Genomic DNA, 21,485 nt, shown 5'->3' with positions numbered 1-21,485 from the left:
CGGCCGGACAAGTCCGGCCGCGACGCGGGCAAAGGTGGTTTTTCCAGCGCCATTCTGACCGACCACGGCGTGAATCTTGCCCTGTTCGAAAGCAATGCCCACACCCGAAAGGGCCATGACGCTGCCATAGGCCACGGTAACGTCACGGCATTCGAGTGCGGGATTGTCCATCGGGGTCATCGATCCAGGTTCGCCTGTCAGCCAACAGGCTCAAAGCGTGGTGTTGAAGGGCACGACGATGGAACCGTCGAGAATGCCGGCCTTGGTCTTCTCGATCTCAGCCCAGATTTCCTTGGATTTGGCAACCCGATCCGCCGGGCCCTGCTCGGCATAGAGCGGCGACAGCTCGAATTCGACCACGCCGGTGCCCAGACCGGTGGCGACATGCTTGCCGCCAGCCCATTCCGCGCCAAGCGCCTTGCCGACCTCGATGTAGAGCGACTGGCCGAAGTCGAGGCTGACGATGCCGACGATCGACTTCGGACCGAGTGGATACTGCGCCCGCGCAAGGGTGGAGAGCATGCGCCCCGCGCCCTCATTGGCGGCGGCAATGATGCCGCCATCGGTGGCCGCAGAGTCGGTCTGGATGTAGTCGATGCCGTCGTTGAACATCTGGGTGGCGATTTCCTGGCCCTTGGCGGGGTCCTGGAACGAACCGGCAAAGGCGGCAGTCACGGTTAGGTCCGGATTGACCGAAAGAGCGCCGGCCTTCAGCGCATTGAAATCGGCGTTGAGCGGGGGAATGGAGATGCCGCCGATATAGCCGATCTTGCCGCTCTTGGTCATGCGCGCGGCGAACACACCCGACAGATAGCACCCGAGATAATAGTCATAGGATACGGTCACAACATTGGGCAGCGGCGGCTCGATAGCGTCGCCGAACAGCTGGATCCATTTGGTTTTGGGATAGGACGGCGCCAGCGCCTTGAACGGCTCGCCAACCTCGTTGAAGGTCGAGACGATGACCGATGCGCCGGCATCGGCCAGCGTGCGAAAGATGGTTTCGTAGGTCGCCGGATCCTGGGCGTAGACGACGCGCGCCTGAACTCCCTTTTCCTGCGCCAGCTGGTTGATCTTGGCGATCATGGAATCGACCGCGCTCTGGTCGCCCGCTGCCTGGGTGTGCACCAGCGCGATGAATCCGTCAGCCGCATATGCCACCTTGGACAGCGCACCGCTTACGGCGGCAAGCGCTGCCGCGCTGGCGCCGGCCTTGATGAAGCTGCGGCGGTTCAATCCCGCGGCGAGGATCGCCCGGTCGTCAAAATTGCTCGTCATGACAGTCTTCCCTTTTTTGGCGTCCGCGTTTCCGGCTCGCCGTTCCCTTGAAAGTTCTGGTGCCACCTTCTTGAGGCGGCATCCGATGCCTCATCCGTCCCCGGTCACGCTCGTGTTCGCCATCAGACACCGGGGGAAAACGGTGCCGGATTCATGATCATCACGTCCTGGGACTGGATGGCGTTCAGCGCCCAGACTTCGCCGATGAATTTCTGCCAGTCGGGGTCTGCATACATGGCGGCGCGGCGCGCCTCGCGATCGGCGAGGCCGTCGTAGCCCCACATCAGAACCGTCGTATGAAGATGCCCGATCTCGGAAACGTAGAGCCCGAGGAAACGGTTGAGGTGCTTCTTTTGCACAGGGAGGCCCTCGGCCTCGTATTTCTGCATCCACGAATCGACCGTGCCGGGCCGGAATGTGTAGGTGCGGTGTTCGACAATCATGGCGTTCCTTGTCCCGTCAGGCAGCGTTCAGGATGAACTCGGCACATTTTTCACCGATCATGATCGCTGGCGCATTGGTGTTGCCGCTGGAAATGACCGGCATGATCGAAGCGTCGGCGACGCGCAGGCCGTCGATGCCATGGACCTTGAGACGCGCGTCGACGACGGCGCGCTCATCGTTGCCCATCTTACATGTGCCGACCGGATGGAATGTCGTCATGGCGGTCGCCTTCAGCCATTCGACAAGATCGGCGTCGGTCTCGACCTGAGGACCGGGCGCGAGCTCGCGTCCGCGATAGGCGTCGAAGGCGGGTTGGTTGATGATCTCTCGCGTCAGCCGAATGCCGGCGATCATGGTCTGACGATCAAACTCGGTTTCGAGATAATTGGCCTGGATTCTGGGCGGCACCTTGGGATCGGCGGATGCCAGCGTGATGGCGCCCCGGCTCTCCGGGTTGACAGGCCCTACCCGCAGCGTGAAGCCGTGATTGGCTTCGACAGCCGCGCGCTTGAACGGACTGGGAAAGTGCAGGTTGGCGGTCTTTTCCAGAGCTGGCATGAAATGCAGCTGGATGTCGGGCGCAACCAGATCCGACCGCGATTTGATGAACGCGCCTGCCTCATAGGGGAATGTCGTGGTGATGCCGCGGCCGAACAACATGCCTTCGACCAGCGACCAGGTCAGCCTGTCGACACGCAGGTCGCTGAACAGCGTGATTGGCTGGGTGCATTCGTAGGACAACACGCAATCGACATGATCCTGCAGGTTCTTGCCGACGCCGGGCAGATTGTGAATGGCCTTGATGCCATGCTCTGCGAGCTCGTCGGCAGGCCCGATACCCGACAGCAAAAGGATTTGCGGTGAGTTCACCGCGCCGGCGCTAACCACGACTTCGCGTTCGGCATGAGCGGTACGTAGCGTACCGTTATGGGAGAATTCGACACCGGCGGCTCTGCCGTTGGCGAGGACGATCCGCTGGGTCAGCGCTTTGGTCAGGACGGTCAGGTTCTTGCGTCCGGCGATCGGGCGCAGGAACGCATACGAGGTCGACCAGCGCTTGCCGTCCTTGATGGTGAAGTCGAATTTGCCGAAGCCTTCCTGTTCGTCGCCGTTGAAGTCGTCGTTCATCGGATAGCCGGCTTGCGCGCCCGCTGCCGAGAACACGTCGAGCAGCGGGTTCCAGCCGCGCGCCCGGCAGACGGTCAGCTCACCCCCGGTGCCATGCGGGGCATCCTTGCGCTGAATGTGTCCTTCCGACCTGCGGAAGGCCGGCAGCACATCTTCGTAGGACCAACCGGGCAGCCCCATTTGCGCCCAGCGGTCGTAGTCGTGGCGGTTGCCGCGCACATAGATCATGCCGTTGATGGTGGACGAGCCGCCCAATGCCTTGCCGCGCGGCCAATAGAGCGAGCGGTTGTTGAGAAAGGGTTCCGGCTCGGTGTGATAATGCCAGTTGTAGATGCCGGACTGGAACAGCTTGCCCATCAGCATGGGCAGTCGGAACAGTGGATTGGAATCCCGACCGCCCGCTTCCAGCAACAGCACCTTGTGATCGGGGTTGGCGGACAGCCGGTTGGCCAGAACACAACCGGCCGAGCCGGCGCCGACGATGATGAAATCGTAGGTCTCTGTTGCAGACATATGTCACCATGCGACGGGCTTGGCGCCCATCGCCTCCAGATACCGGTTGCAAAGCAGGAATGGGTTTTCGAGCGTCAGAACCGCATCGGCGCGCGCCGGATGGTCGCGCAGAATGCAGCCGGTCAGTGGGCCCTGGCCTTCGATGATGCCCGCCAAAGCAAGCGTCTGCGCGGCAGCGTCGCCAAAGCCGATGAAGATGACGGGAGCGCCACGGCCAGCGAGCTGGTGCAGCACCGCGAGTATCAGCGGACGCCACAAGGGCAGATGACCGCTCGACTGGTGCGGGTCGATCTCGACTTTGAAGCGAGACAGCGTCAGCGACGCGTTGAGAAGCAAAACGCCGTCGTCGACCCATCGCTGCGCCAGCACGTCGCCGCTCTCGAGATCGACCTGGCCGTCCTCGATGGCGGCCAGCGTCGCCGGCCAATCGGCGAAGGACCGGGCATAGGCGAGATTGCCGGTGCGCGCCGCGACGATCTGCTGGGTGAAGGCGCGAATGCTCTTGGAGAACATCTTGTCGAGCTCGCGCCAGGCAGCGACATTGCCGGCCTCGAAGGCACGGCCGGTGGAAAAACCGGGCTCCGGATAAGGGTCTTGGCCAAGAATGACGCAACGCACATCCTCCGGCGCAATGCCGTCGAAGGCGCGTAGCATGTGCGCGCCCTTGGGCGCGCCAGGATAAGTCTTATCGCGCCGCGACGGGAAGATCGGCTCCCAAGGCTCAAGCTCAAGCATCGGGTCGATGGCATCGAAATCCAGCGACACGGCACCAAGGGCGGCCCGCCAGGCCGGTGCGATGTCGTCGTGCCAACCCGCCAAGGTTTCAATCATCGCAGACCTGAGTTGAACCGGCATCGCGGCGACGCCCTCCCCTTTAACTTCCCAACGATCGGGACGTTACGAAGAACCTGACCAAAATGTCAACTTCAAAAATTACAAAACCTGACCATATCGTCAGTTTTTTGAAACCATGCCACTATCGCTTGGGCCGATTTTCGAAGGGTGCTATAGAGCCCGGACAAGTACAGGCAGGGGGCGGAGCGAATATGGCGGGACAGAAAGCGGCACGCCCGGGCGGCAAGAACCCCGAAGACAGGGTTGGCGCCAGGAACCGGGAGAAGATTCTGCGCGCGGCGGTCGACGTGTTCGCGCGAAAGGGCCTCGACGGGACGCGCATCCAGGAAATAGCTGACCATTGCGGGCTGCCCAAGGCCAATGTCTACTACTACTTTTCGACCAAGCAGGAAATCTACACCCACGTGATCGAGCATCTGCTGACGGGGTGGGACAAGGCCTTCGAGCACATCACGCCTGATCGCGACCCGCGCGAGGCGATTGCCGTCTATGTCCGCGCCAAGCTCGACTATTCACGCAAGCATGCAGCCGAGTCGCGTTTCTTCGCCAACGAAATGCTGCGAGGTGCCCACTTCCTGAGCAAGCAGCAAAAGCTGCACATGCAGCGGGTCACGCGCGAGCGGTCTGCCGTCGTCGAGGGCTGGGTGCGCGACGGCAAGATGGCGCCCGTCGATGCCCGGCATTTTTTCATCATGCTGTGGGCGGCGACGCAGTTCTACGGCGATTTCGAACCGTTGGCAGCCAATGCGCTCGAAAAGAGCAAACTGGCCAAGGCCGACTACGACGCAGCGGCCGCCGCCATCACGACTATCGTCCTCGACGGGTGCGGCGTCTCAGCTTGACAGCATCGAAATGCTTCTTGCGGCCCTGGACAATGGCGACAGCGCCGCCGCGCGCACGGCGATTGTCTGCGCCATTGCAGATGCGGCCGCCCGAATAAAGTTGCATGGCGGATTGGCGAAAAGTCCTGTTTGAATACATGGTGCTTGCCGGAATTGCATTGCGGATCATACATTGCGCCACGGAAGTTTGGCCACGGGAAGATGAGCTGTCGGCGAATACCCAGGCCCTCAGAGATCGAAGTTGGTCGGCATCATCACCACGTCGCGGATCGTCATGCCGCGCGGTCGCGTCAGCATGAAGGTGATCACATTCGCCACTTCGCCTGCTTCCAGCAGGCTGCCCGACTCCCTGGCTTCCTTCAGCTTCTCTGGTGGCCAGTCCGCTAGCAGTGCGCTGATCACAGGTCCGGGGGAGATCGAGCCGACCCGAATACCGTGCTTGAACACCTGACGTCGAACCGTCTGCACAAAGCAGTTGATCGCCCACTTGGACGATGCATAGACCGGCTCCCATGGCGTCGGGAAGTGGGCTGCCAAAGAACTCGTAACGATGATGTCGCCCGTTCTACGGTCGATCATGTGAGGCAGCACGTCGTGCACATTCTTCATCACGACATTAACGTTCAGGTTCAGCATGCGGTCGATGGCACCTGTGTCGGAGTCGACCAGGTCACCACCCACATAGGTCCCCGCATTGGCATGAAAGATGTCGAGTCGACCTGCGGTTTCCAGAACGCGTGGCATCAGCGTCGCACAGTCCTTCGGGTCGAGGAGGTCGATGACAAGCGGGATGACCGCCTCCCCGTGTTTGGCCTGGTAAGCCTCGAGGGCAACCTTATCGCGATCGATCATCACGACGCGCGCGCCCTCACCCAACATTGCTTCGGTGCTCGCCAGCCCGATACCCGAGGCAGCCCCCGTGACCGCGGCAATCTTTGCTTCCAACTCTCTCGCCATGAAATCTCGTTCTATCTGAAACGCTGGAACCATAGCATGAATCTCTCATCCCTTAGGATTACGCCGGCACCTAATTGATCCCGAAGCCCGTATCGACCGGTATCGAGATGCCGTTCACCATGGCGGCACGCTCGGAGAGCAGGAAGAGCACAACCTCCGCGACCTCCTCGGTCTCGATGAAGCGCCCCAACGGCATGCGCGCCGGTCCGGCCTTCTCGGGGTCGCCCTACGCCTCCCTCGCCAGCCCATGCCTTTCTCGAAATTCAGGACGTTGTTGGGGCAATGGTCGCTTTCTCGGGACGCCTGGCATCGGCTTTACCGTTAGCTCCCGCAACCGTTTCACACGATGACGCCGATCCGATATGCCTTCAGGCGAGAATGTGCGAGCGGCAGAGCAGCTAAAGGCAGCCGGTGTCCTGGCCAAGGTTGAGCCTCGAGCCATCAGGTTTCAAACAGCGGTCTCGCCGAGGAGGCCAGGTTCATAAATGAGGCGCTGCCCTGACCGTCCCAGCCGTCCAATCCGGCGATGCCAGCCGAGGACTAAAAGTACGGTCATCGACACGATACTCTGGGGCCGTTTTCTATTTCTATTTCAAAGCGTTAGATATCAAATAAGTACCGCGGCAACTGTAGTGCGAGTGACGGTACTTTCTTATGGGCGTGTCTCAGCGCGAAAAGTACCGTCAATAGTACCGTCGGATTCCAACCGCAGCGCTGACTGACAACACAGCCATGGTTGGCACAGAGGCATAAAAATCAGTGACCTAAGAGAGCGATGGCTTCAGTTGATGATGCAAGACCGACAGTCAACAAGACCGCAGATAACACTATCCTTTTCACGCCGTTTCGCCGAATTTCGCAGGTCTTTTCCTATTCCCACTCGATCGTGCCAGGCGGCTTCGACGTCACGTCGTAGACAACGCGGTTGATGCCGCGGACCTCGTTGATGATGCGCGTGGCGGCGGCGCCCAGGAAGGCCATGTCGTAGTGGTAGAAATCCGCCGTCATTCCGTCGACCGAGGTGACGGCGCGCAGCGCGCAGACGAACTCGTAGGTGCGGCCATCGCCCATCACACCGACGGTCTGCACCGGCAAGAGCACGGCGAAGGCCTGCCAGATGGCGTCGTAGAGCCCGGCCTTTCGGATCTCGTCGAGATAGATGGCGTCGGCCTCGCGCAGGATTTCCAGTTTCTCGCGGGTGATGCCGCCCGGGCAGCGGATGGCAAGGCCAGGACCGGGGAACGGGTGGCGGCCGATGAAGCTTTCGGGCAGGCCGAGCTCCTTGCCCAGCGCCCGCACCTCGTCCTTGAACAGTTCGCGCAGCGGCTCGACCAGTTGCATGTTCATGCGCTCGGGCAGGCCGCCGACATTGTGGTGCGACTTGATGGTCACCGACGGGCCGCCGGTGAAGGAGACGCTTTCGATGACGTCGGGATAAAGTGTGCCCTGTGCCAGGAAGTCGGCGCCGCCGAGCTTTTTGGCCTCTTCCTCGAACACCTCGATGAACAGCCGGCCGATGGTCTTACGCTTCTTCTCGGGGTCAACCTCGCCTTCCAGCGCCGAGATGAATTTTTCCGAGGCATCGACCAGGATCAGCGGCAGATTGTAATGCTGACGGAACATCGCCACCACGCCCGCCGCCTCATCCTTGCGCATCAGGCCATGGTCGACGAGGATGCAGGTGAGCTGGTCGCCGACCGCCTCGTGGATCAGCAGCGCCGCGACGGAGGAATCCACACCGCCCGACAGCGCGCAGATGACCTTGCCCTTGCCGACCTGCTTGCGGATCGCCTCGACCGCGTGTTCGCGGTAGGCGCGCATCGTCCAGTCGCCCTCGATGCCGGCGATGTTGTGGACGAAATTACGGAGCAGCCTGGCGCCATCGGGCGTGTGCACCACTTCGGGGTGGAACATGATGCCGTACATTTTGCGCTCGACATTGCCGAAAATGGCGAAAGGCGAGCTTTCCGACTTGCCGAACACCTGAAAACCCGGCGGCAAGGCGATGACGCGGTCGCCATGGCTCATCCACACCTGGTGGCGCTGGCCGGTCGCCCACAGCCCCTCGAACAGCGGGCTGTCCTGCTCGATCTCGACGAAAGCGCGTCCGAACTCGCGATGGTTGGAGCTTTCGGCGACACCGCCCATCTGCACGCACATGGCCATCTGGCCGTAGCAGATGCCGAGCACCGGCACCCCGGCATCGAAGACGATCTGCGGCGCGCGCGGGCTGCCGATATCCGACGTCGAAGCCGGGCCGCCCGACAGGATGACGGCTTTGGGATTGATGCGCTTGAACGCGGCTTCGGCCGATTGGAACGGCACGATCTCGGAAAACACGCCGGCCTCACGGATGCGGCGGGCAATGAGCTGCGTAAACTGGCTGCCGAAATCGACAATCAGGACGGTGTCGGGATGATTGGCTGTTTTCATGGCGAGCGTTTAGAGAAAGAAATGAGTCGACGCAATGGGTTGCGTAGCCTGACTTTCAGACAGGTCTGGCCTGGTCGTTGGATGGAGCGGTTCGCAGCAGACCCGAGCCGATCGCCTGTTCGAGGCGCATGACGGCGTCGGCCAGCCTTTCGTCGATGACGTGGAGATATTCGGTCCAGTCGCCGACATGCCTGAGATCGGCAGCGCCGTCGGAAATACCGCGCAGGCCGATCAGGGGCACATCGAAGAGCTGGCAGGCGCGCAGGCAGGCGAAGGTCTCCATGTCGACCATGTCGGCCGCGATTGCATCATAGGCAGCGCCGGTGATGATGGCGCCGCCGGTCGACAGTGTGGCTTGCCTGATTTCAGGAATACGAAACGGCAGCGGCACGGTGACCGGCAGATCGAGAAAAGGGGTCGCGCCCTTTTCGAAGCCCAAGGGCGAGGCGTCGATGTCGCGATAGCTGACGGAGACGGCCTGATAGATTTCTGTCTGCTCCAGCGTCCGGCTGCCGGCTGAGCCGAGCGAGACGACAAGGTCCGGCAAAGCCTTCTGCGACTTCAGCCAGGACAGTTCCGCGCCCAGCCGGGCGGCTGCCTCGACCGGACCGACGCCCGTCATCAGCGGTGTGAACAGTTTTTGCAGATGCGGACCATATTCGGCCTGCGCCGCCATGACGAAGAGGACGTCCTTGCCGCCAATTCGCGTAACGTTGGCCATCACCCCGCTATCCCATCACGCCCAACCACCGTCATCATAGTTCCGGTCATGGTGGCGATCAGCTTGGCCTCACCGTCGGCGGCGAATGCATAGGCCTGGCCGTCGGCGACGATGATGGTGCGGCCGGGTTTGGTTACCGAGCCGCGGAACAGGAAGCGTTCGCCCCTGCCCGGCGCCAGAAGATTGACCTTGAACTCTATGGTCAGCACGCCGGAGTTTTCCGGCATCAGCGAGAAGGCAGCATAGCCGCAGGCCGAGTCCAGCGCCGTCGAAATCACCCCGGCGTGCAGGAAACCATGCTGCTGGGTGAGCGCCGCCGAATAGGGCATCTCGATCTCGATAATGCCGGGCGTCACCAGCGTCAGTTCGGCGCCGATCGTCGCCATCGCCTGCTGGCGCGCGAAGGACGCCCTGACGCGATCCTCATAGTCCGGGGCCGGTACGATCTTTGCTGCCATCGCAATTGCCTTCGTTTGTCTGGCAAAGCTTATTGCAGAGGGATGGGCAGCAGGCAATCTCAATTGCTGCACTGCAACAATTCGTCCCGTCGGCCGTCATGGGTTGAGTGGCCGGGGATCCGGCTGGCTCAGTTGGTCCGGCGCAGCGCGCAGAAATAAAACCCGTCCGTGCCGCTCAGCAACGGCGACAGTGAGATCTCGCCGGCGGAACCGATCCGCGCGGCCGCCTCGTGGCCGGGGAAATGGCTCTCCCAAAGTGCGCGGTGGTCAATCGGAACAAAACGGCTGTTGCGCTCGCGGAACGCGGCGATCTGCTCGCCATTCTCCTCGGAGAATACCGAGCAGGTGATGTAGACCAGCAGGCCGCCGGGTTTGACATAGGCTCGTGCGGCATCGAGGATCGCCGACTGCTCGCCCTTGCGGGCATCGAGCTGCCTTTGCGTCAGCCGCCATTTGGCGTCGGGGCGCCGGCGCCAGGTGCCGCTGCCGGTGCATGGCGCGTCGACCAGCACGATGTCCATGTGACCAGCAAGCGGAGCGAGCTCGGCCGGCTTGGTGACGACCTGCACGTTGCGGTTTTCCGAGCGGCGGATGCGGTCGAAGATTGGCGCAAGGCGCGCTTTTTCGGCATCATGGGCAAAGATCTGGCCGCGATTGTCCATCGCAGCCGACAGCGCCAATGTCTTGCCGCCGGCGCCGGCACAGAAGTCGAGCACCTGCATGCCGGCCTCGGCGCCGGCAAGTGTTGCCGCTATTTGCGAGCCCTCGTCCTGGACCTCGAACCAGCCTTTCTGGAAGGCGGGCTCGGCCTGCACGTTCGGGTGCCTGCCGTCGCCGTCGATGGGCGGAATGCGGATGCCGAGCGGTGCGATCCGCGCGGCCTGCGCCCCTGTATCGGCCAGTTCCTTGAGCACCCTGGCGCGATCGGCCTGCAGCGTGTTGACCCTTATGTCGAGCGGCGGGCGGGTCGCCAGCGCCGCGCCCTCCCCGACCCACACCTCGCCAAAAGCCCGTTCGAAAAGCGGTTCACACCAATCTGGTATGTCGGCACGCACCGCGGGCGGCGCGTCGGCAAGCCGGCGACCGGCAATCGTCTGCAGCTCGGTGGCACTGAGCAGCGGCGGCGCGAACTTGTCGCCGTCGAGCGCGTCGTTGAGCGACTGCGCCGTCTGGCCCCATTCGAGCAGCAACGCGCCGAAGCCGACTGCGCGCGGCGTGTCTTCGCCGAGCAGCCAGCCGGCGGAACGTTTGTGGCGTAGCGCGTCGTAGACGATGTTGCCGATCGCCGCGCGATCACCGCCACCGGCGAAGCGGTGTGACAGGCCCCAATCCTTCAGCGCATCAGCCACCGGCCGGTGACGCCGGCCAATGTCCTCCAGCACTTCGATGGCCGCAGCCAGCCGTCCGCCCAGTCGCATTGATCATTCCATCAAATCGAGATTTATCGCCTGCTCTTAGAGCCTTTCGCGTTCGGATTGAACCCCGCTCCGCCACGCGACGAAGTGGCCGCCTGAAATCTGTCCGATCGATAAATATTGCGGGCCGGCAACAGCAGATCGATCAATAGATGCAAGGTCTCTAATGTTCGCAACTGGCGACTGCAAGCACGGCAGGTGGCGCAACTGCTCTGCTTTCCAAGTTTTTCCGTTGGGAATACTCTTCACACCATGATTCGCGGCGCGGAAAACGCGAACCGGCGGATCGCTACGAGGAGAGGGCAATGAAAACTTATCTGGCGGAAGTTCTAGGCACATTTCTGTTGGTGTTCATCGGCACGGCGTCGGTGGTGACGGGCGGCTTCGGCGGCGCGCTGCCGCTCGGCCAGGAAGGCATCGGTCTGGCATTCGGCATCGGTCTCATCGCCGCGGCCTATGCGATCGGCCCGATTTCGGGCGCGCATCTCAATCCGGCGGTGACGCTCGGCGTCTTCCTCGCCGGCCGGCTGCCGGCCAAGGACGTCATCCCCTACTGGATCGCGCAGATCATCGGCGCCATCCTGGCTTCGCTGGCACTGTGGATCATCGTTTCCGGCCAGGCCGGCGGCCACACAGGCGGCTTCGGCGCCAATGGCTGGGACGAGACGAAATGGGGCATGAGCTCGGCGTTCCTGTGGGAGCTGATCGGCACCTTCACCTTCGTCACGGTGATCCTCGGCGTTACCGCTGAAAAGCACTCGACGGCTTTTGCCGGTCTGGTCATCGGCCTGACGCTGGCGGGCATTCACTTCGCCATGATCCCGGTCACCGGCACCTCGGTCAATCCGGCCCGCTCCATCGGCCCGGCGCTGTTCACCGGCGGTGCGGCGCTCAGCCAGCTCTGGCTGTTCATCGTCGCCCCGCTGATCGGCGGCGCCATCGCCGGTGTCGTCGCCAAGGCACGCATCTTCGAGAAGGATTGATCCCGAAAGCCGGATGCAAAAGGCGCGGGCCACGGCCGGCGCCTTTTTTGTTGGATAGAGCTTGTCTGGATCAGCCGGCGATGTCGAAGCGGTCGGCGTTCATCACCTTGGTCCAGGCCACGACGAAGTCCTTCGCGAACTTCGCCTTGGCGTCCGCCGTTGCATAGACTTCGGCGAGCGCGCGCAGCTGCGAGTGCGAGCCGAAGATCAGGTCGGCACGAGTGCCAGTCCACTTCACTTCACCGGTCTTGCGGTCGCGGCCTTCGAACACGTCCTTGGCGTCCGATGTCGCCTTCCACTCCGTGCCCATGTCGAGCAGGTTGACGAAGAAGTCGTTGCTCAGCGTTTCCGGCTGTTTGGTGAACACGCCGTGCTTCGACTGCCCGGCATTGGCGCCGAGAACACGCAGGCCGCCGACGAGGACCGTCATTTCTGGCGCGGTCAGCGTCAGCAGTTGCGCCCGGTCGACCAGCGCTTCCTCGACGGTCAGCCGCTGCTTGCCGCTTACATAGTTGCGGAAGCCGTCGACAATCGGCTCCAGCGGCGCGAAGGAGTGGATGTCGGTCTGCTCCTGCGAGGCGTCCATGCGGCCGGGCCAGAAGGGAACGTCGACGCTGTGGCCGGCGGCCTTCGCGGCCTTCTCGATCGCTGCGTTGCCGCCGAGAACGATCAGGTCGGCAAGCGAGACTTTCTTGCTGCCGGTCTGCGCGGCGTTGAAGTCCTTGGCGATCGTCTGGAGCTTGTCGAGCACCTTGGCGAGTTCGGCTGGCTGGTTGACGGCCCAGTCCTTCTGGGGGCTGAGGCGAATGCGCGCGCCATTGGCGCCGCCGCGCTTGTCGGAACCACGGAAGGTCGAGGCCGACGCCCACGCCGTCGAGACCAGCTGCGACACCGACAGGCCCGAAGCCAGGATCTTCGCCTTGAGCGCTTCGGCATCCTGCTCGTCGATCAGCACATGATCGACCGCCGGGATGATGTCCTGCCAGGGCAGCTCTTCCTTCGGAACCAACGGGCCGAGATAACGGGCGACCGGGCCCATATCGCGGTGGGTGAGCTTGTACCAGGCGCGGGCGAAGGCGTCGGCGAACTGATCCGGATTCTCGTGGAAGCGCTTCGAGATCGTTGCGTAGGAGGGATCGAAACGCAACGCGAGGTCGGTGGTCAGCATGGAGGGTGCGTGGCGCTTGGCCGAATTGTGCGCGTCCGGCACCGTGCCGGCGCCGGCACCGCCCTTCGGCGTCCACTGATGCGCGCCCGCCGGGCTTTTGGTCAGCTCCCAGTCGAAGCCGAACAGATTGTCGAAGAAGTTGCTGCTCCATTTGGTCGGCGTCGTCGTCCAGATGACTTCCAGACCACTGCCGATGGAGTCACCGCCCTTGCCGGTGCCGAATTTGCTCGCCCAGCCGAGGCCCTGCTGCTCGATATCAGCACCTTCCGGCTCGACACCCACCAGGCTCGCATCGCCCGCACCGTGGGTCTTGCCGAACGTATGGCCGCCGGCGATGAGGGCCACGGTTTCCTCATCGTTCATCGCCATGCGCGCAAAGGTGTCCCTGATGTCGCGTGCCGCGGCCAGCGGATCCGGATTGCCGTTCGGCCCTTCCGGATTCACGTAGATCAGCCCCATCTGCACGGCGCCGAGCGGGTTCTGCAGATCGCGGTCGCCGCTGTAGCGCTCGTCGGCCAGCCACTTGCCTTCGGGGCCCCAGTAGACGTCCTGCTCTGGCTCCCAGACATCGGCGCGGCCACCGGCGAAACCGAATGTCTTGAAACCCATCGATTCCAGCGCGACGTTGCCGGTGAGGATCAGCAGATCAGCCCAGGAAATCTTGCGGCCATATTTCTGCTTGATCGGCCACAAGAGCCGGCGGGCCTTGTCGAGGTTGACGTTGTCAGGCCAGCTGTTGAGCGGCGCGAAACGCTGCTGTCCGGCCCCGGCGCCGCCGCGGCCATCGGCGATGCGGTAGGTGCCGGCGCTGTGCCACGCCATGCGGATGAACAGCGGCCCATAGTGGCCGAAATCGGCCGGCCACCATTCCTGCGAATCCGTCATCAGTGCATGCAGATCCTTGATGACGGCGTCGAGGTCGAGGCTTTTGAATTCCTCGGCATAGTCGAACGCCTCACCCATCGGGTCGGACAGCGACGACTGCTGATGCAGGATCTGGACGTTCAGCTGGTTCGGCCACCAGTCACGGTTGGTCCTGCCAACGGCCCCGTGCGCAACCGGGCATTTGCCCGCGCTTTTGTCATCGGTGTTCGCGTCCATCTTCAGTCTCCGATTTTTGCCGAGTTTTGATCTTTGCCAGGATTTTGGGGGGCGGCTCGTCGGCCGCACCATCTTGGAATGATTCCAGACTAGGCCGCATTGGCGATAAAAACAAATTGCCTTTCCTGTTCATTTCGATAGGATTTTCTTATGATCGGATTGACAGTTCGCCAGATGCATTATTTCGACGCGCTGGCGCAGACGCTACATTTCGGACGCGCGGCAAAACTGGCCGGCGTCAGCCAGCCGGCGCTGTCCTCGCAGATCGCGGAGATGGAACAGAGGCTGAACTGCCGGCTGTTCGAACGCGGCGGCAAGTCGGTGCGCATGACCGACGAAGCGATCGCGCTTTTGCCGCGCATCGAACGCATCCTGGCCGACATACGCGACGTCGAAACGACGGCAAGGCGCGGCCGCACCGCCATGGAGGGACGCTTCCGGCTGGGCATCATCCCGACGGTCGCGCCCTATCTCCTGCCGCGCGCTTTGCCCGAACTGAAAAAGCATTTTCCGGCCCTACTGCTCGAATTGCGCGAGGCGGTCACCGCCACGCTGGTCGACGACATCGCATCGCGCAAGCTCGACGCCTTCATCGCGGCGCTTCCGCTCGATCATCCGGGCCTGATCACCGAGGCGCTGTTTTCGGACCGGTTCTTCCTTGCCGTGCCGGCTGGCGACCCGGCCTTCGCCTCGCCGCCGGTTCCGCCCGAAAGCCCGGCGCTGGAAAGGCTTATGCTGCTGGAGGAAGGCCATTGCTTGCGCGAACAGGCGCTTGCCGTCTGCGGCAACGTTCGGCCGGTGGCGATGGCCAGCTACGGCGCCACCAGCCTGACCACGCTGTTGCAGATGGTGGCGCATGGGCTCGGCGTCACGCTGATCCCCGAAATGGCGACCGGCCCCGCCGGCACCATCCCTGACCTCAAGATCGTGCCGTTCCAGGAACCGATGCCGCAGCGCATGATCTGCCTCGCCTGGCGGCGCAACAATGCAAGGCATGGAGAATGCGTCGAACTGGCCAAGATCATCCGCAGCCTCGGCGCGGCGGTGTTGGCCGCGTGACAAATGATCAACCGGACGTCAGAGAACGCGGGACAGAAACTCGCGGGTGCGCGGCGATTTCGGGTCGGCGATCATCTCGCGCGGCGCACCGCGTTCGACGATCACACCGCCATCCATGAAGACGAGCTGATCACCGATCTCGCGGGCAAAGCCGATCTCGTGAGTGACGACGACCATCGTCATGCCGCTCTCGGCCAGATCGCGCATCACCTGCAGCACCTCGCCGACCAGTTCCGGGTCGAGTGCCGATGTCGGCTCGTCGAACAGCAGCACCTTCGGCTTCATCGCCATGGCGCGCGCGATCGCAACACGCTGCTGCTGGCCGCCGGACAGTTCGCGCGGATAGCGGTCGACCTTGTCGGCAAGGCCGACGCGCCTTAGCAGGACTTCCGCTTCGGCCTTGGCCTGGTCGACCGGGACGCGCCGCACCTGCGTCGGCGCTTCGATCAGGTTCTCCATCACCGTCATGTGCGAGAACAGATTGAACGACTGGAACAGCATGCCGATCTCAGCCCGGCGTTGGCACAGGAGATCGTCCTTGACCTCGTAGAGCCTGTCGCCCTGGAGGTCGTAGCCGACGAACTGGCTGTCCACCAACAGGATGCCGCCGCTCAGTTTTTCCAGATGGTTGATGCAACGCAGGAACGTGCTCTTCCCGGATCCCGACGGGCCGATGATGCAGGCCACCGAGCCCTCGGGCACGTCGAAGTCGACACCCTTGAGGACCTCGAGCGAGCTATAGGTTTTGCGCACGCCGCGCGCGAACACCATGGAATCGGCCGGCACGCCGAAGCGGGCGCGATTATCGGACTTCACATCGCTCATCGGGCAATGCCGCGCAGGCTGATCACGTTGCGCAAGGCGCGCATCGTCAGAGGTTCACGGCGCGTGTCGCTACGGCCGAAATGGCGCTCCAGGAAATGCTGCCCAACCGACAGGATGCTGACCACGGCGAGGTACCAGAAGGCGACCACGATCAAGAGCGGGATGGTCTCGAAGGTGCGGGCATAGATGCTTTGCGCGGTGTAGAACAGGTCGTCGACCGCAATGAAGGTCACCAGCGACGTCATCTTCAGGAGGTTGATCGCCTCGTTGCCGGTCGGCGGCAGCACGAAGCGCATGGCTTGCGGCAGGGTGATGCGCTTCAGGATCATGCGGTAGGGCATGCCGAGCGCACTCGCCGCTTCCGCCTGGCCCGACGGCACGGACTTTATGCCGGCGCGGATGATTTCGGCCATGTAGCCGGCCTCGCACAGCGAAAGCGCGACGACCGCGGAGAAGAACGGGGTCATGAAATCATTGGTGCGCACGGAAAACGGCGTGCCCAGAAAGGGCAGAGTGAGCGAGATTTCGCGCACCAGCAGCGACAGGTTGAACCAGAAGATCAGCTGGATCAGCGCCGGGACACCCCGGAAGAACCAGACATAGACCCCCGCGAAGGCGCGCAGCACCGGACTTGGCGACACCCGCATGATGGCGATGACGGTGCCGACCACGATCGCCAGCGCCATGATGATGACGGTGAGCACCAGCGTGTTGCCAAGGCCGCGCATGATCGAGGGATGGAACAGGTAGCCGGCGGCCGTGCCCCAGGCGAAGGCTGGGTTGCTGGCAAAAGCGCGGACGATCAGGAAGGCCAGCAGCAAGGCGAACGCGGTGCCGATCCAGATGCCGTAGCGGCGCTGCGGCACGACGGTCAATCGTGACACGGCGGCGGCAATGCCGGGCTCGACGCCAATCTCGGTCGGGTGGGCCACGCCCATCAATGGTCTCCTGGTTGCTGGCCGGCGCCTGACTTAGGATCAGGCGCCGGGCAATTCCTATTCGGCGCGAAGCGCGTCCATGGTGCCGACGAAATAGGGTTCCTTGATCGCGTAGGCGCCCATGCCGTATCTGTCGAGGATAGCCTTGTAGGTGCCGTTCTTGAACAGTTCGGCAAGCGCGCCCACCATCATGTCGGCGGTCTCCTTGTCGTCCTTGGCAATCGCCATGCCGAGCGGCGCGACCTCGTAAAGCGTCGGCAGCACCAGCAGCTGGCCCTTGCTCGTCACCTCGAAATAGCTCGAAGCGGTGGCATCGTCCATGCGGGCGTCGACGCGATCCGACAGCACGGCCTGGACGATATCGGTCGAGGAGTTGAAGACCGACTTCGCGATGGCCGCCTGGCCCTTGTCGGTACACTCCTTGCTCAGCTTGTCGACAAGGAAGTCCGAGGCGCTGCCGGCCGAGACGCCGATGCGCTTGCCGCAGAGCGGGGTGTCGCCGCTGAAGCTCGCCTTCTTGTCGGGCGATGTCGAGACCGCGAGCCCGGCCTTGAGGAACATGACGAAATCGACCTGCTTCAGCCGCTCGGGCGTCGCCGAGAACGTCTCCCAGGCGATCTTGAAGCGGCCGGCCGCAAGGCCAGGGATCATCGAGGGAAAGGGCGTGCGCTGCACGTCGAGCTTGGCGTCGACGAGCTTGGCCACCTCGCCGGCCAGTTCGATGATGATGCCGGTCTGCTTGCCGTCGGCATCGAGATATTCGAACGGCGCATAGTCCAGCGTGTTGGCGACGGCGAGCGTTCCGCTCTGCTTGACGTCGGTGGATTTCGCAACCTCGGCGGCCTGGGAAACCTCGCCCCAGGCCATGGTCGATATCGCCAGCGCAAGGCCGGTCATTCGCAGATATGCATTCATTGCTGTTCCCCTTTCTTTTGCTTGTTTGCCGTTATGCGCCGGCGGCTTCCGCCGCCTTCTTCTTGCGATAGTGGTAGTTCTTGTCGATGCGCTCCATCAGATAGTCGCCGTAGAGCACCGGCCCGTATTTCGGCTGCGTACCGGCCGGCACGCAGACCGACAGCGCCTCGATCGTCACGTCCATGGACGGATCGAAGAAAAAGGGCTGCGAATAGCGCTCGCGCCCCGACCGGTTGATGACCCGGTGCGGCGTCGAGACGAACTGGTCGTTCGACCAGCGCGCCAGTATGTCGCCGACATTCATCACGAAGGAATCTGGAACGGGAGGTGCCGGAACCCAGTCGCCGGCCTTGTTCTTGACCTCGAGGCCCCCGACATTGTCCTGCGCCAGCAAGGTGATGAAGCCGTAGTCAGTGTGCGGCGCCGAGCCGAAGAGGCCTTCTTCGTGGGGCTGCGTCGGATAGTGCAGCAGCCGCAGGAAGGTCGTCGGCTGCTCGAAATAGCGGTCGAGGCTGTCGGAAGGCAGTCCGAGCGAGAGCGCGATGGCGCGAACCATCTTGCGCGCGAGCGTCCCCATCTCGTCGACATAACGCTCTATCGTCTCCCTGAAACCGGCAAGTGCCGTTTCGTCGGGCCATTGGTTGGGGCCCTGGAGCGGCTTTTCGGCCAAGGCCCTTGGATCGTCGGCGCCGACCTCGTGCATGAAGAAGATCGATTCGCTCTGGTTGGGCTTGCTGACGGTTGCCACCGACGAGGTCACGATGGTCGAGCCGGCAAAGGGCAGATAGCCGCGGAAATTCCTGTCGATTTTCAGCTTCGCCTTTTCCTCTTCGGGCAAGGCAAAGAAGCTTTTGCTGGCTTCGCGCACGGCTTCGACATCGGCGCGCGGAATGGGATGCCCGGTGACATAGAGGAAGCCGATCGTCTCGAGATAGCGGCGCAGCGTCGCCGCCGTTGCCCGGATGGCGCCCTCATCGTCGCCATAGAGCGCCGAGACGTCGAGGATCGGAATTTCGGAAAAATCGCCGCGCTCTTGTGCATCCATTTTCGAACACCCTGTCTTGAACATAAGATACAGTACTGTATTTCTACACATCCGAACGGCCTCATCAATAGGCTTTCGATCGCAAAAGGAAGAGCGCTCAAACATGGCACCACGCAAGATCATCATCGACACCGATCCGGGCCAGGACGACGCCTTCGCCATCCTCTTCGCGCTGGGGTCGCCGGCCGAACTCGACGTGGTCGGCATCACCACGGTCGGCGGCAACGTGCCGCTTGCCCTGACGTCGAAGAATGCGCTCAAGGTGGTGGAGCTTGCCGGGCGGGCCGATGTGCCGGTGCATGCCGGATGCCCGGCGCCGATGGTGCGCAAGCTGATCACTGCCGAATATGTTCACGGCGAAACCGGCCTCGACGGCGCCGATCTTCCCGAACCGGTGACGCCTCTGCAGAGCGAACACGCGGTGAATTATCTCGTGCGCACCATCATGGACGCGCCGGAGGGTGAGTTGACCGTCTGCACGCTGGGGCCAATGACCAATCTCGCAATGGCCATGACCATGGAGCCGAGGATCGTGCCCCGGCTGCGCGAAGTCGTGCTGATGGGCGGCGGCTTCTTCCAGGGCGGCAACGCCACGCCGGCGGCGGAATTCAACATCTTCGTCGATCCGCATGCCGCGCATAAGGTATTCGACAGCGGCGTGCCGGTGACCATGGCTGGCATAGACTGCACCTACACCGCGCTGATGACGCCGGAATGGCTCGACCGACTGCGGGCAACCGGCAGCCGCGCGGCGGTCGAGGCCGCCAATCTGGCCGACTTCTACCGCCAGTACGGCACGCACAAATTCGAAACGCCGGCGCGCCCCATCCATGATGCCTGCGTCACCGGCTATCTGCTGGCGCCGCAAATCTATGAGCAGCGCCAATGCGCGGTGACGGTCGACATCGTCTCGCCGGAGACGATCGGCATGACCGTGGTCGACTGGTGGCATGTCACCGGCCGGCGCAAGAACTGCAATGTCCTGCGACGCATCGACCCGGCGCCGTTCTTCGAGTTGATGCTGGAGCGGATCAGCGCATTGCCCTGAGTTGCGCCGTCCGCGATAGATGGACACTTGATGAGTCGCGAAGCGCATCGAAGCCGACGAATGGTTTGCAGGCGTCGCGCATGGCGATGAAGGTCTTGATCAGATGAAAGCCGAAAGCGCCCCGGCCAGAAGCAAGAGACCGTCCAAAGCCGCCCCGCCTGCGAAAGCGGCGCGGCAGACGCTCAGCCGCGAGGCCTGGATCACGGCCGCGCGCAAGGTGTTGGAGAAGCGCGGCATCGGCGAGGTTAAGATCGATCGCCTGGCGCGCCAGTTCAAGGTGACGCGCGGCAGTTTCTACTTCCACTTCGCCAGCCTTGCCGATCTTCGCGACGGCCTGCTGCAGGAATGGCGAAACACCAATTGCGCGCCGTTCCGGGCCATGCGCGACATGCACGACATAGACGGCCTGCAGTTCTTCACCGACATCGTGCATGTCTGGGTCGATGAAGCGCCGTTCAGCCCGCTGCTTGACCTGGCGGTCCGCGACTGGTCGCGAACGTCGAAGAAGCTGGCGCGGGAGGTCAAGGACATGGACGATCTGCGCATCGCGCTGTTGATCCGCTCCTTCCGCGCCATGGGCTATCCCGAGGACGAAAGCCTGGTGCGGGCGCGCATCACCTACTTCCACCAGATCGGCCAGTACGCGCTGTCCTTCAAGGAGGATCCGGCAGTGCGCAGGAGCTACCAGCCGCTGTTCGGAGAGGTCTTGCTCGGACCGCTGGTGCAGGAGCCAGGCTCGGCGCCGCGGCCGTCGGTGATCCAGAGCGGACGGCGCTAAAGGGCGTGCCAGCGATAATGGGCTGCGGCGCGTCCAGCGGACCTCCGAATATCTACGAAGCAGCCGCCTCGTTGGTAATGGCGCGAGTCGCGTTCTGATGGGGACGTAGCAGAAAATAGAACGCGGCGACGTGCGTGATCATCAGCAGCGGCACGTAGATGACCGGGATCACATAGGTCGCACCCAGCAATCCCGCATGGGCAGGAAGATCGGCCTGGATGGCTTGATAATAATCGACGATGAGGTCGATGGTCCCGACGCCATTGAAGGCAACGACGAATAGCCAGAAAAGCGGGCGTATCCTTACGGCAAACAATGCCAGCATGGCCAACACCCCGGTTGCGAAGTCGCCATAGGCGGCAACGGTGGCGAAGCTGGCGGGCAGGTCGGGGCTGACGACGCCCGGAAGGATGAAGACGAGCCCGAAGAAACGGAAACTGTGCAGGGTGGCAATGGCGCGTTGCGCCGCGACCCCGTCCATCGAGCTCAGCCAGGGCCAGATGTAGGCACCGAAGCACAGCAGCCATGCGACATAGCCGAGAACGAGCTGGATCTGGAAAAGGATTTCCGTCGACATTGTG

21 protein-coding genes and 1 pseudogene are annotated in these 21,485 nt (G+C 62.9%); 5 read left to right on the top strand and 17 right to left on the bottom strand.

Annotated features, from left to right (window positions below; translation table 11 throughout):
• The 5 genes from FJV80_RS24210 to FJV80_RS24190 all read right to left on the bottom strand — a co-directional run.
• Positions 1 to 180: ATP-binding cassette domain-containing protein (locus FJV80_RS24210; RefSeq protein ID WP_142877615.1), on the bottom strand; the 180-nt coding region annotated here is incomplete at its 3' end.
• A 30-nt stretch (positions 181 to 210) separates the two neighbouring features.
• The gene (locus FJV80_RS24205) at positions 211 to 1,278 is read right to left on the bottom strand and encodes a BMP family ABC transporter substrate-binding protein (RefSeq protein WP_245437952.1); all 1,068 of its coding nucleotides are present in this window, start codon (positions 1,276 to 1,278) and stop codon (positions 211 to 213) included.
• Between the two features lie 122 nt (positions 1,279 to 1,400).
• Positions 1,401 to 1,721, bottom strand: a complete 321-nt coding sequence (locus FJV80_RS24200) for an NIPSNAP family protein (protein WP_142877614.1) — start codon at positions 1,719 to 1,721, stop codon at positions 1,401 to 1,403.
• Positions 1,722 to 1,737: 16 nt separating this feature from the next.
• Entirely contained in the window at positions 1,738 to 3,363 is a 1,626-nt protein-coding gene (locus FJV80_RS24195) for a choline dehydrogenase (protein ID WP_142877613.1), read from the bottom strand.
• Positions 3,364 to 3,366: 3 nt separating this feature from the next.
• Positions 3,367 to 4,218 carry a uracil-DNA glycosylase gene (locus tag FJV80_RS24190; RefSeq protein ID WP_246689041.1) on the bottom strand — a complete coding sequence of 284 codons (852 nt, stop codon included), beginning with the start codon at positions 4,216 to 4,218 and terminating at the stop codon, positions 3,367 to 3,369.
• A 191-nt stretch (positions 4,219 to 4,409) separates the two neighbouring features.
• Between FJV80_RS24190 and FJV80_RS24185 the strand changes: the two genes are divergently transcribed.
• Positions 4,410 to 5,060, top strand: coding sequence for a TetR family transcriptional regulator C-terminal domain-containing protein (locus FJV80_RS24185; RefSeq protein WP_095771321.1), 651 nt, complete (start codon positions 4,410 to 4,412; stop codon positions 5,058 to 5,060).
• 228 nt (positions 5,061 to 5,288) lie between these two features.
• Here FJV80_RS24185 and FJV80_RS24180 read toward each other — a convergent pair whose 3' ends face one another.
• From FJV80_RS24180 to FJV80_RS24155, 6 genes and pseudogenes are all read right to left on the bottom strand, one after another.
• A complete protein-coding gene (locus FJV80_RS24180) occupies positions 5,289 to 6,017 on the bottom strand; it encodes an SDR family oxidoreductase (protein WP_142877612.1) in 729 nt (242 codons plus the stop codon).
• A gap of 70 nt (positions 6,018 to 6,087) precedes the next feature.
• Positions 6,088 to 6,261 (bottom strand): annotated as a pseudogene (locus FJV80_RS24175) (SDR family oxidoreductase); the annotation flags it as partial.
• A 626-nt stretch (positions 6,262 to 6,887) separates the two neighbouring features.
• A complete protein-coding gene (guaA, locus tag FJV80_RS24170) occupies positions 6,888 to 8,450 on the bottom strand; it encodes a glutamine-hydrolyzing GMP synthase (RefSeq protein WP_142877611.1) in 1,563 nt (520 codons plus the stop codon).
• Positions 8,451 to 8,505: 55 nt separating this feature from the next.
• Positions 8,506 to 9,171, bottom strand: a complete 666-nt coding sequence (locus tag FJV80_RS24165) for a 5'-methylthioadenosine/S-adenosylhomocysteine nucleosidase (protein WP_142877610.1) — start codon at positions 9,169 to 9,171, stop codon at positions 8,506 to 8,508.
• Positions 9,171 to 9,629, bottom strand: coding sequence for a PaaI family thioesterase (locus FJV80_RS24160; RefSeq protein ID WP_023686843.1), 459 nt, complete (start codon positions 9,627 to 9,629; stop codon positions 9,171 to 9,173). The genes FJV80_RS24165 and FJV80_RS24160 overlap by 1 nt, the downstream gene beginning before the upstream one ends.
• A 128-nt stretch (positions 9,630 to 9,757) precedes the next feature.
• Positions 9,758 to 11,047: an RsmB/NOP family class I SAM-dependent RNA methyltransferase gene (locus FJV80_RS24155; protein WP_142877609.1), complete on the bottom strand. Its 1,290-nt coding sequence runs from the start codon at positions 11,045 to 11,047 to the stop codon at positions 9,758 to 9,760.
• A 302-nt stretch (positions 11,048 to 11,349) separates the two neighbouring features.
• Here FJV80_RS24155 and FJV80_RS24150 point away from each other — a divergent pair, with 302 nt between their 5' ends.
• Positions 11,350 to 12,027, top strand: coding sequence for an MIP family channel protein (locus FJV80_RS24150; RefSeq protein ID WP_010914441.1), 678 nt, complete (start codon positions 11,350 to 11,352; stop codon positions 12,025 to 12,027).
• A 70-nt stretch (positions 12,028 to 12,097) separates the two neighbouring features.
• Here FJV80_RS24150 and katG read toward each other — a convergent pair whose 3' ends face one another.
• Positions 12,098 to 14,296 (bottom strand): catalase/peroxidase HPI, encoded by a 2,199-nt coding sequence (gene katG, locus FJV80_RS24145; protein ID WP_095791129.1) that lies wholly within the window; start codon positions 14,294 to 14,296, stop codon positions 12,098 to 12,100.
• A gap of 150 nt (positions 14,297 to 14,446) precedes the next feature.
• On the opposite strand from katG, the gene FJV80_RS24140 reads away from it, so the two are divergent.
• Positions 14,447 to 15,355 (top strand): hydrogen peroxide-inducible genes activator, encoded by a 909-nt coding sequence (locus FJV80_RS24140; protein WP_019860002.1) that lies wholly within the window; start codon positions 14,447 to 14,449, stop codon positions 15,353 to 15,355.
• A gap of 18 nt (positions 15,356 to 15,373) precedes the next feature.
• Here FJV80_RS24140 and FJV80_RS24135 read toward each other — a convergent pair whose 3' ends face one another.
• Genes FJV80_RS24135 through FJV80_RS24120 form a run of 4 tightly spaced genes read right to left on the bottom strand, consistent with a single transcriptional unit; the run spans position 15,374 to position 19,078 of the window.
• Positions 15,374 to 16,180 (bottom strand): amino acid ABC transporter ATP-binding protein, encoded by an 807-nt coding sequence (locus FJV80_RS24135; protein ID WP_142877608.1) that lies wholly within the window; start codon positions 16,178 to 16,180, stop codon positions 15,374 to 15,376.
• The gene (locus FJV80_RS24130) at positions 16,177 to 17,118 is read right to left on the bottom strand and encodes an amino acid ABC transporter permease (RefSeq protein ID WP_095771326.1); all 942 of its coding nucleotides are present in this window, start codon (positions 17,116 to 17,118) and stop codon (positions 16,177 to 16,179) included. Before FJV80_RS24130 ends, FJV80_RS24135 begins: the two co-directional genes overlap by 4 nt.
• Positions 17,119 to 17,175: 57 nt before the next feature.
• A complete protein-coding gene (locus tag FJV80_RS24125) occupies positions 17,176 to 18,033 on the bottom strand; it encodes an ABC transporter substrate-binding protein (protein ID WP_095786832.1) in 858 nt (285 codons plus the stop codon).
• 31 nt (positions 18,034 to 18,064) lie between these two features.
• The gene (locus FJV80_RS24120; RefSeq protein ID WP_142877607.1) at positions 18,065 to 19,078 is read right to left on the bottom strand and encodes a 2OG-Fe(II) oxygenase family protein; all 1,014 of its coding nucleotides are present in this window, start codon (positions 19,076 to 19,078) and stop codon (positions 18,065 to 18,067) included.
• Between the two features lie 103 nt (positions 19,079 to 19,181).
• Here FJV80_RS24120 and FJV80_RS24115 point away from each other — a divergent pair, with 103 nt between their 5' ends.
• Positions 19,182 to 20,126 carry a nucleoside hydrolase gene (locus FJV80_RS24115; RefSeq protein WP_095771329.1) on the top strand — a complete coding sequence of 315 codons (945 nt, stop codon included), beginning with the start codon at positions 19,182 to 19,184 and terminating at the stop codon, positions 20,124 to 20,126.
• 103 nt (positions 20,127 to 20,229) lie between these two features.
• Complete coding sequence (locus FJV80_RS24110; RefSeq protein ID WP_142877606.1) at positions 20,230 to 20,904, top strand: TetR/AcrR family transcriptional regulator; 675 nt, start codon at positions 20,230 to 20,232, stop codon at positions 20,902 to 20,904.
• A gap of 52 nt (positions 20,905 to 20,956) precedes the next feature.
• On the opposite strand, the gene FJV80_RS24105 is transcribed toward FJV80_RS24110, so the two are convergent.
• Positions 20,957 to 21,481: a hypothetical protein gene (locus FJV80_RS24105; protein WP_095791125.1), complete on the bottom strand. Its 525-nt coding sequence runs from the start codon at positions 21,479 to 21,481 to the stop codon at positions 20,957 to 20,959.
• Between the last annotated feature and the right edge of the window lie 4 nt (positions 21,482 to 21,485).

The organism is Mesorhizobium sp. WSM4310 (assembly GCF_007003935.1).
Lineage (GTDB): Bacteria > Pseudomonadota > Alphaproteobacteria > Rhizobiales > Rhizobiaceae > Mesorhizobium.
Note: the sequence above shows the minus strand (reverse complement) of the source record. Positions and strands in the feature narration are given on the sequence as shown.